Source organism: Testudinibacter sp. 'clade 2' (genome assembly GCF_006227735.1).
In the GTDB taxonomy this organism is placed as follows: Bacteria; Pseudomonadota; Gammaproteobacteria; order Enterobacterales; family Pasteurellaceae; genus Chelonobacter.
On sequence record NZ_VDHB01000202.1, the window covers coordinates 1 to 8,347 of the forward strand.

The 8,347-nt window shown below is 46.7% G+C and carries 6 protein-coding genes; 4 read left to right on the forward strand and 2 right to left on the reverse strand.

Translation table 11 applies throughout. The features are described 5' to 3' along the window. The first annotated feature begins 127 nt into the window (after nucleotides 1-127). The 3 genes from lspA to FHQ30_RS12565 all read left to right on the forward strand — a co-directional run bounded on the left by lspA (nucleotide 128) and on the right by FHQ30_RS12565 (nucleotide 2,148). Nucleotides 128-625 carry a signal peptidase II gene (lspA, locus tag FHQ30_RS12555; protein ID WP_139611393.1) on the forward strand — a complete coding sequence of 166 codons (498 nt, stop codon included), beginning with the start codon at nucleotides 128-130 and terminating at the stop codon, nucleotides 623-625. Nucleotides 626-630: 5 nt separating this feature from the next. Beyond that, nucleotides 631-1,575 (forward strand): 4-hydroxy-3-methylbut-2-enyl diphosphate reductase, encoded by a 945-nt coding sequence (gene ispH / locus FHQ30_RS12560; protein WP_139611392.1) that lies wholly within the window; start codon nucleotides 631-633, stop codon nucleotides 1,573-1,575. 231 nt (nucleotides 1,576-1,806) lie between these two features. Further along, on the forward strand, nucleotides 1,807-2,148 hold the full coding sequence (locus FHQ30_RS12565) for a ComEA family DNA-binding protein (RefSeq protein WP_139611391.1): 342 nt from the start codon (nucleotides 1,807-1,809) through the stop codon (nucleotides 2,146-2,148). Nucleotides 2,149-2,221: 73 nt separating this feature from the next. Here the strand turns inward: FHQ30_RS12565 and FHQ30_RS13325 are convergent, their stop codons facing one another. Together FHQ30_RS13325 and mltF are read right to left on the reverse strand one after the other, a co-directional pair. Then, nucleotides 2,222-2,371: a hypothetical protein gene (locus FHQ30_RS13325; RefSeq protein ID WP_176552639.1), complete on the reverse strand. Its 150-nt coding sequence runs from the start codon at nucleotides 2,369-2,371 to the stop codon at nucleotides 2,222-2,224. Between the two features lie 47 nt (nucleotides 2,372-2,418). Beyond that, nucleotides 2,419-3,873, reverse strand: coding sequence for a membrane-bound lytic murein transglycosylase MltF (mltF, locus tag FHQ30_RS12570; RefSeq protein WP_139611405.1), 1,455 nt, complete (start codon nucleotides 3,871-3,873; stop codon nucleotides 2,419-2,421). A gap of 206 nt (nucleotides 3,874-4,079) precedes the next feature. Between mltF and purL the strand changes: the two genes are divergently transcribed. Further along, entirely contained in the window at nucleotides 4,080-8,033 is a 3,954-nt protein-coding gene (gene purL, locus FHQ30_RS12575) for a phosphoribosylformylglycinamidine synthase (RefSeq protein WP_139611404.1), read from the forward strand. Nucleotides 8,034-8,347 lie beyond the last annotated feature (314 nt).

Consider the following 8,347-nt stretch of genomic DNA (forward strand, 5'->3'; position numbering starts at 1 on the left):
ATCATATTTTTTACACTAAAAATAAATGTGACTTTAGACTTTAAAAACATTTTTCGGTATAGTTCGAATTTTTAAAGCGTTAAAACTAATATATTGGCATAACCACTTTTACTTGGAAAATATCAAAATGAATAAACCTCGAACCGGACTCGCTTTCCTTTGGCTAAGTGCGGTTATTTTTGTCGTTGACCTATTCAGCAAATGGATTGTAGTAAACAACTTTCAACTGTATGAAAGCATTAATATTCTGCCGGTTTTTAATTTTACTTATGTGCGCAACTACGGTGCGGCGTTCAGTTTTTTGGCGGATCATGGCGGTTGGCAGAAATACTTTTTTATCGTTTTAGCCCTCGGTATTTCAGCGTTACTCATCTATTGGCTATACCGCAACAATGCCAGCAAAAAATTGATGAATTGTGGCTATGCGTTGATTATCGGCGGCGCTTTAGCCAATATGGTTGACCGCACTTATCATGGGTTTGTGGTGGATTTTTTACATGTTTACTGGGAAAATTACCATTTTCCGGTATTTAACATCGCCGATGTCAGTATTTCAATTGGTGCCGGTTTGCTGATTCTGGATTACTTTGTCAATCCGGAAAAGAAAAACAGTCAGAGTGAGTGATTAAGATGAAAATTATTTTAGCCAATCCACGCGGTTTCTGTGCCGGGGTTGATCGTGCGATTAGCATTGTCGAACTGGCATTGGAAATTCACGGTGCGCCGATCTATGTGCGCCACGAAGTGGTGCATAACCGTTTTGTGGTCAACGGCTTGCGCGAACGTGGCGCCGTGTTTGTGGAAGAGCTGGACGAAGTGCCGAACGGGGCGATTGTGATTTTCTCGGCGCATGGGGTTTCGCAACAAGTGCGGCAAGATGCGAAAAGCCGTAATCTGAAAGTATTTGACGCCACTTGCCCGCTGGTGACCAAAGTGCATATGCAAGTGGCGCGCGCCAGTCGCAAAGGTACTAAAGCAATTCTGATCGGACATCAAGGACACCCGGAAGTAGAAGGTACGATGGGGCAATATGATAATCAAGACGGCGGCATTTATTTGGTTGAGTCAGTAGAAGATATTGCCAATCTGCCACTCAGCCAAGCTGACGACTTGACATTTATGACCCAAACCACATTGTCTATTAACGATACCAGTTCAATTATTGAAAACTTAAAAGAGAAATATCCGGCCATTCAAGGTCCGCGTAAAAACGATATTTGTTACGCCACCACCAACCGTCAAAATGCGGTTGCCGAGCTGGCGAAGCAGTCAGATTTAGTGATTGTGGTCGGTTCTAAAAACTCCTCTAATTCCAACCGCTTGGCAGAATTGGCATCACGCATGGGCGTTGTCGCCAAGTTGATTGATGATGCCGATGATATTGATCCGAATTGGTTAAACGCAGTTAAGGTGATCGGCATTACCGCTGGCGCTTCTGCGCCGGAGGTTTTAGTGCAATCGGTGGTCAGTCGTTTACGCGAGCTGGGAGCAACCAGTGTCGAGGATTTAGAGGGTTGTGAGGAAAATACGGTATTTGAAGTACCACGCGAATTGCGAATTAAGGCGGTGAGCTGACCGCACTTTGTTTTTATGGTCATTTAACTATAGTCATTTAACTATAGTCATTTAACTATAGTCATTTAAGTTTCAGCCGTATTTTTTACCCATTTTGCGATCCGGATCGGGAGATTTAAGGCTCGGATTCGAATCGCAAGCAAAATATGGGCATAGTGGCGCTGTCGATTTGATTCGGCAGCGTTTTTTTATTTCATTTATCTCAAGCAAAAACTGTATAAAGGAAACACTATGTCTAAGTTAAAATCAAACTTTCGCAAATGGTCTGCTCTGGCATTTTTAGGCGCTTTTACTGCCCTGCCGCTGTCTGCTCAACAAACTGCGGCAATCCCAGCGACTGAAACTGCCACCGAACAAGCCCAAGCCCAAATAGTAACAGAGCGTATCAATTTGAATACCGCCAGCGCTCAAGAATTGGAAAAAGGTCTGCTCGGTATCGGGGCGAAAAAAGCGCAAGCGATCGTGGAATACCGTGAGAAAAACGGCAATTTTATCAGTATTGATCAACTATCCGATGTTTCCGGAATTGGCAAGGCGACATTGGAAAAAAATCGCGATTTATTAAGTTTATAAACTATCACAAACAAAACCCGGCAGTTTCAGCTGCCGGGTAAAATCAACAATAGATCGGCAAAAAGTGCGGTTTTCACTGCTGTTCGACTAAAAACTGAAACCAGTGTCGCTCTTCAATCCGTGCTTTAATTCTTTTACGGCGACGCAGGCGCAGCAAACGACGATGATTATTTTGTAATGAAAGCGATTTTTTCGGTTTAAAAAATACACGGGATCTTCTCATTCTGCTCTCCTGTTACACTCCGTTCTATTCTTCTGTTATCGATTTTATTAGCCATGCTGGATTAAATATTGATCCGTCGTATTGCTGCCGGTTTCAGCCGGTGTCAGTTTGCGGTCGATGGCTTTTTCAATCTCTTTTAAGCGGTAATGTTTGCTGATGCTGTTCATATAGCGGCGGATATTTTCTACATAGGCATGGGCTTCATAGCCGCGCGCATAACCATATTTCAATTTGGAATAGTAGCGTTTTTCCGCCAACAGCGGTAAATTATTTTTTACATCCAACCAGTTGTCCGGATTGCCGCCCAGTTCTTTGGTCAAACGGCGCGCATCCAATAAATGTCCCAATCCCATATTATATGCCGCCAGTGCATACCAGATTTTATCGTCCTGATGAACAGTATTTGGAATCTGCCGCATCAGCAAATGCAAATATTCGGCGCCGCCGCGAATGCTTTGCTCCGGATCAGTTCTGTCCTGTACTTTCATTCGTTCTGCGGTATCCTTAGTCAGCATCATGATGCCACGCACACCGGTCGGTGACGTTGCGGCTTCATTCCAATGGGACTCTTGGTAAGCAATCGCCGCCAAAGTATGCCACTCCAACTCGCCACTATAGCGCTTGAAATAGTCGATGTATTTCGGCAATACATTTTCAATTGCATCTAAATAAGTGCGGGCATCAACATAATCAAAGTTGTGCATATGGTTAAAATATTTCTCTTCCAAACGAGCGACTAAACCGGTTTCCAATGCACTGTGCATAAATTCCAGTGACGCTGCCTGCAATTCATTATAGGTATTTTTTGAAAAATACCAATGTACACTGGACTCTTCGCTGACATCAAAAGCAACGTTCAACTGTGGCTTAATCTGCTGCGCCGAGGCAATATCAATCGAACTGGCAATGGCATAATCCTGCCTCCCCTCTGCCACCATCAACAAAATCTCTTCCTGCGTCAAATTTTGCTCTACTTGCCAATGCAGGTTGGGAAACATCTGTTTGGCTTGTGTCAACAGATTAATCAGCTCTAGATTAAACGGAATAAGGATTGTGCTGTCAGCATCAGTAAAAGTTTTCGGGCGCTTTTCACCCATACGATACACCAACTGCCACGAGGCGGATGTGTAGCCCGGCCCGGTCTGAAATTGCTCGTTTTTTTCATTTTCGTAACGCAAGCCGGCCGCCGCCATATCAATTTGACCGCGCTTTAAGGCGTCAAACAATTGGCTGCTGTTATCAAGGCTGACCACTTTCAATCGCACTCCCAAATACTCGGCAAATGCAGTGCTCAATTCATATTCCAAGCCTTGCGCTTCATCGTTACCGATAAAATAATAAACCGGATTATTGACTGTGCCGACCACCAACTCGCCTTTTTCCAATACGGTTACATAATGATTTTTCTCTTCCGACATCATTTTCTGCCACGGAAAAATCATATCTATTGCCCATAACAATAGACCGATTGCAAAAACCGCCCGTAATAGTAGTCCTTTCAACTCAACGCCCTGTTCACTATTTTTGAAGATAGCGCATTCTAACCGCTCTTTCAGCAAAAACCAACTGACCTCGCGATGAAAAGGACGCAAAAGTTTCCGTTACACCGCAGTTTACTTTATAATGTCCCTGTTGCTGACAATTGTTGTTTTTTTCAACGATTGTTATCCTCCCACAACTTTTTCTCAACAATTTACGGTAAAAGATGATGATGCAAATTTTCCGCGGCTCTCCCGCTCTTTCTGATTTCCGCTTACACCAATTAATGACCCAATTTCGCCAAGCTGAACTGCCCGTCAGCGAGTGCTATGCCGAATATCTGCACTTTGCCGATTTAACGCAGGCACTGACGCCAACGGAAACCGAGCAGTTAGAGCAGTTGCTGCATTACGGGCCGACCTTGGCGGAACATGAACCGAGCGGCAGTTGTTTTATCGTGATCCCACGTATCGGCACTATCTCCTCTTGGTCATCGAAAGCCAGTGATATTGCGCATAACTCCGGATTAGCGAAAGTCAAACGCATCGAACGCGGTCTAGCCTATTATCTTCAAACCACTTCCCCACTCACCGAACAACAAACCCAAACCCTGACCGCACTTTTACACGACCGTATGCTCGAAACGGTAATCGAAACCCCGCAAGACGCCCAAGCCCTGTTCAGCCACGCCGCACCGAAACCCTTCACCACCGTGGATATTCTGCAACACGGCAGAACCGCACTGGAGCAAGCCAACCTCAATTTAGGTTTGGCACTGGCGGAAGATGAAATCGACTATTTATTAGCGCAATTTACCCAACTCAAACGCAATCCGGTCGATATTGAGCTGTACATGTTTGCCCAAGCGAACTCCGAACATTGCCGGCACAAAATTTTTAACGCCGACTGGGTGATCGACGGCGAGAAACAGCCGAAATCGTTGTTTAAGATGATTAAAAATACCTTTGAGCAAACCCCTGACTTTGTGTTGTCAGCCTATAAAGACAATGCGGCGGTGATGGAAGGCTCGAAAGTTGGACGTTTCTTTGCCGACAGCGACGGCAAATACCGTTATCATCAAGAAGATGCACATATTTTAATGAAAGTGGAAACCCACAACCACCCGACAGCGATTTCTCCGTTCCCGGGGGCAGCAACCGGTTCCGGCGGTGAAATCCGTGACGAAGGCGCAACCGGACGCGGTGCAAAACCCAAAGCTGGTTTAGTCGGTTTCTCGGTTTCCAACTTGCTCGTACCCAACTTCGAACAACCCTGGGAGAATCCGTTAAGCAAACCGAATCGTATCGCCTCAGCATTGGATATTATGCTGGAAGCCCCACTCGGCGGCGCAGCGTTTAACAATGAATTTGGTCGCCCTGCTCTATTAGGCTATTTCCGTACTTACGAAGAGAAAGTCAACAGCTTCAACGGGGTGGAAGTGCGCGGTTATCACAAACCGATTATGCTGGCGGGCGGGATCGGTAACATCCGTGACGAACATGTACAAAAAGGTGAGATTCCGGTCGGGGCAAAACTGATCGTACTTGGCGGCCCGGCAATGAATATCGGCTTAGGCGGCGGTGCAGCTTCCTCGATGACCTCCGGCAAATCGAAAGAAGACTTAGATTTTGCCTCGGTGCAACGCGACAATCCGGAAATGGAACGCCGTTGTCAGGAAGTGATCGACCGCTGCTGGCAGTTGGGCGACGACAACCCGATTCTGTTTATCCACGATGTCGGTGCCGGCGGTCTCTCCAATGCGATGCCGGAATTAGTCAATGACGGTGGACGTGGCGGCAACTTTGAGCTGCGCAACATCCTGAGCGACGAGCCGGGCATGAGTCCGTTGGAAATTTGGTGTAACGAATCGCAAGAGCGCTATGTGTTAGCGGTGGCAGCGGATCAACTGCCGCTGTTTGAACAACTGTGTCAACGTGAACGCGCACCTTATGCGGAGATCGGCGAAGCGGTGGCTGAACCGCACTTGACCCTGAACGATAGCCATTTCAACAACAAACCGATTGATATGCCGCTGAACGTACTGCTTGGCAAACCACCGAAAATGACTCGTGACGTGCAAAGTGCGGTAGTGAATAATCCGCCGTTAAATACCGAAACAATTGATGTCAAACAAGCCTTGCAGCGTGTGTTACGCTTGCCGGTGGTAGCAGAAAAAACCTTCTTAATCACCATCGGTGACCGTAGCGTCACCGGTATGGTAGCGCGCGATCAGATGGTCGGGCCGTGGCAGATTCCGGTTGCCGATTGTGCTGTTACCACCACCAGCTTCGATAGTTATTACGGCGAAGCGATGTCTATCGGCGAACGTGCGCCGATTGCATTGTTAGACTTCGCCGCTTCGGCGCGCATGGCGGTTGCTGAATCGATCACCAATATCGCCGCCACCCAAATCGGTGACATCAAACGGATTAAACTCTCCGCCAACTGGATGTCAGCTGCCGGGCACAAAGGCGAAGACGCCGGTTTATATGCGGCGGTGAAAGCAGTCGGCGAAGAACTTTGCCCTGCATTGGGCTTAACCATTCCGGTCGGCAAAGATTCAATGTCAATGAAAACCACTTGGCAGGAAAACGGCGAAAATAAACAGGTGACTGCGCCGTTATCATTAGTCATCAGCGCTTTTGCACGAGTAGAAGACGTGCGCAAAACCGTCACCCCGCAATTGCGCACCGGCAAAGGAGACAGTCGCCTGCTGCTGATCGACTTAGGCGAAGGCAACAACCGCCTTGGCGCAACCGCACTTGCGCAAGTGTATAAACAACTGGGCGACAAACCGGCAGATGTGGTTGATTCTGCCAAACTAAAAGGCTTCTATGACGCCATTCAACAACTGGTTGCCGATGATAAATTATTGGCTTACCACGACCGTTCCGACGGCGGTTTAATCACAACGCTTGCTGAAATGGCATTTGCCGGTCATTGTGGAATCAACGCTGATATCACCGGTTTATTTGATAGCAGCAAAGGCTGGGCTGTCGAATTGGGGGCTTTAGATGCCGATCTTGAAAGACAAATCAGCGATTTCGGTATTTTATTCAATGAGGAGCTGGGCGCTGTCATTCAGATTGCCGAAAACGATCTCAATGCGGTAAGAGCGGTGCTTGCAGCACATAATTTAGCTGAGTTAACTCACGATATCGGCACAGTCACCCAAAATGATGAATTTATTATCCGCTTTGCCGGTACCGAAAAGTTAAATGAAAAACGTTCTGAACTGCGTGGTATCTGGGCGGAACTGACCCATCAAATGCAACGCCTGCGTGACAACCCGACTTGCGCCGATCAAGAATTTGCCACCAAGAAAGATCCGAGCAATAAAGGTTTATCGGCAAAATTAAGTTACGATCCAAATGACGACATCGCCGCACCGTATATCGCCACAGGCGTAAAACCTCGTATTGCGGTGCTGCGCGAACAAGGTGTCAACAGCCATGTGGAAATGGCGGCGGCGTTTGACCGTGCCGGATTTGATGCGATTGACGTCCATATGAGCGACCTGATGAATGGACGTATCACACTGGATACATTCAACGCCTTAGTCGCTTGCGGCGGCTTCTCCTACGGCGACGTGCTAGGCGCTGGCGGCGGTTGGGCGAAATCGATCCTATTCAATACCGCACTTCGCGATCAATTCGAAGCCTTCTTCCAACGTGAAGATACCTTAAGTTTAGGCGTATGTAACGGTTGCCAGATGATCTCCAACTTGGCGGAAATCATTCCCGGCACCGAGGCCTGGCCACGCTTTGTGCGCAACACCTCCGAACGTTTTGAAGCCCGTGCAGCGTTGGTACGAATCAACGACAGCAATTCGTTGTGGTTCAACGGCATGGCAGGCTCACATATGCCAATCGCCGTTTCCCACGGCGAAGGTCGGGTTGAATTCAAAAACGATCAGCAATTGGCACAGTTGCGTGAACAAAACCTGATCATCGCACAATATATCGACAACAACCTGCAACCAACCGAAACCTACCCAGCCAACCCGAACGGCTCAGTAGACGGCATCACCGCCCTTAGCAACCGCAACGGACGCGTCGCCATCATGATGCCACACCCGGAACGTGTGTTCAGAGCAGTGAGCAACTCTTGGTATCCAGAGGATTGGAGCGAAGATGGGGCTTGGATGCGATTGTTTAGGAATGCGAGGGTTGTGTTGGGGTAGCGATTAACTAAAAACAGGTGTGATAGTCAAAGCTATCACACTTTATTACTGTAAGTACAAATATTATGAATCTCGAAAATAAAAAAACTTTAAAAAAAGTCTTCCTTTTGTAAGAAAAGCTCTCTCTCTGAGATAATTCTTACACTAAATATCACATTTATTGTTTTTGGTGGATTATTCTTTTATGTCTATCTCAATCAAATAAATCAAATATCTTTATTTATTGAACTATTTACTTCACTTCCATTTTTTATATTAATAAGCATTTCTTCTCTAATTGTAGCTATATTTTTATCATTCCCATTTTACATCTT

What these genes read in the sequence shown, in the direction of transcription:
- FHQ30_RS12565 (WP_139611391.1), top strand. Translation starts at nt 1,807, where the DNA reads ATGTCTAAGTTAAAATCAAACTTTCGCAAATGGTCTGCTCTGGCATTT.
- ispH (WP_139611392.1), top strand. Translation starts at nt 631, where the DNA reads ATGAAAATTATTTTAGCCAATCCACGCGGTTTCTGTGCCGGGGTTGAT.
- purL (WP_139611404.1), top strand. Translation starts at nt 4,080, where the DNA reads ATGATGCAAATTTTCCGCGGCTCTCCCGCTCTTTCTGATTTCCGCTTA.
- FHQ30_RS13325 (WP_176552639.1), bottom strand. Translation starts at nt 2,371, where the DNA reads ATGAGAAGATCCCGTGTATTTTTTAAACCGAAAAAATCGCTTTCATTA.
- lspA (WP_139611393.1), top strand. Translation starts at nt 128, where the DNA reads ATGAATAAACCTCGAACCGGACTCGCTTTCCTTTGGCTAAGTGCGGTT.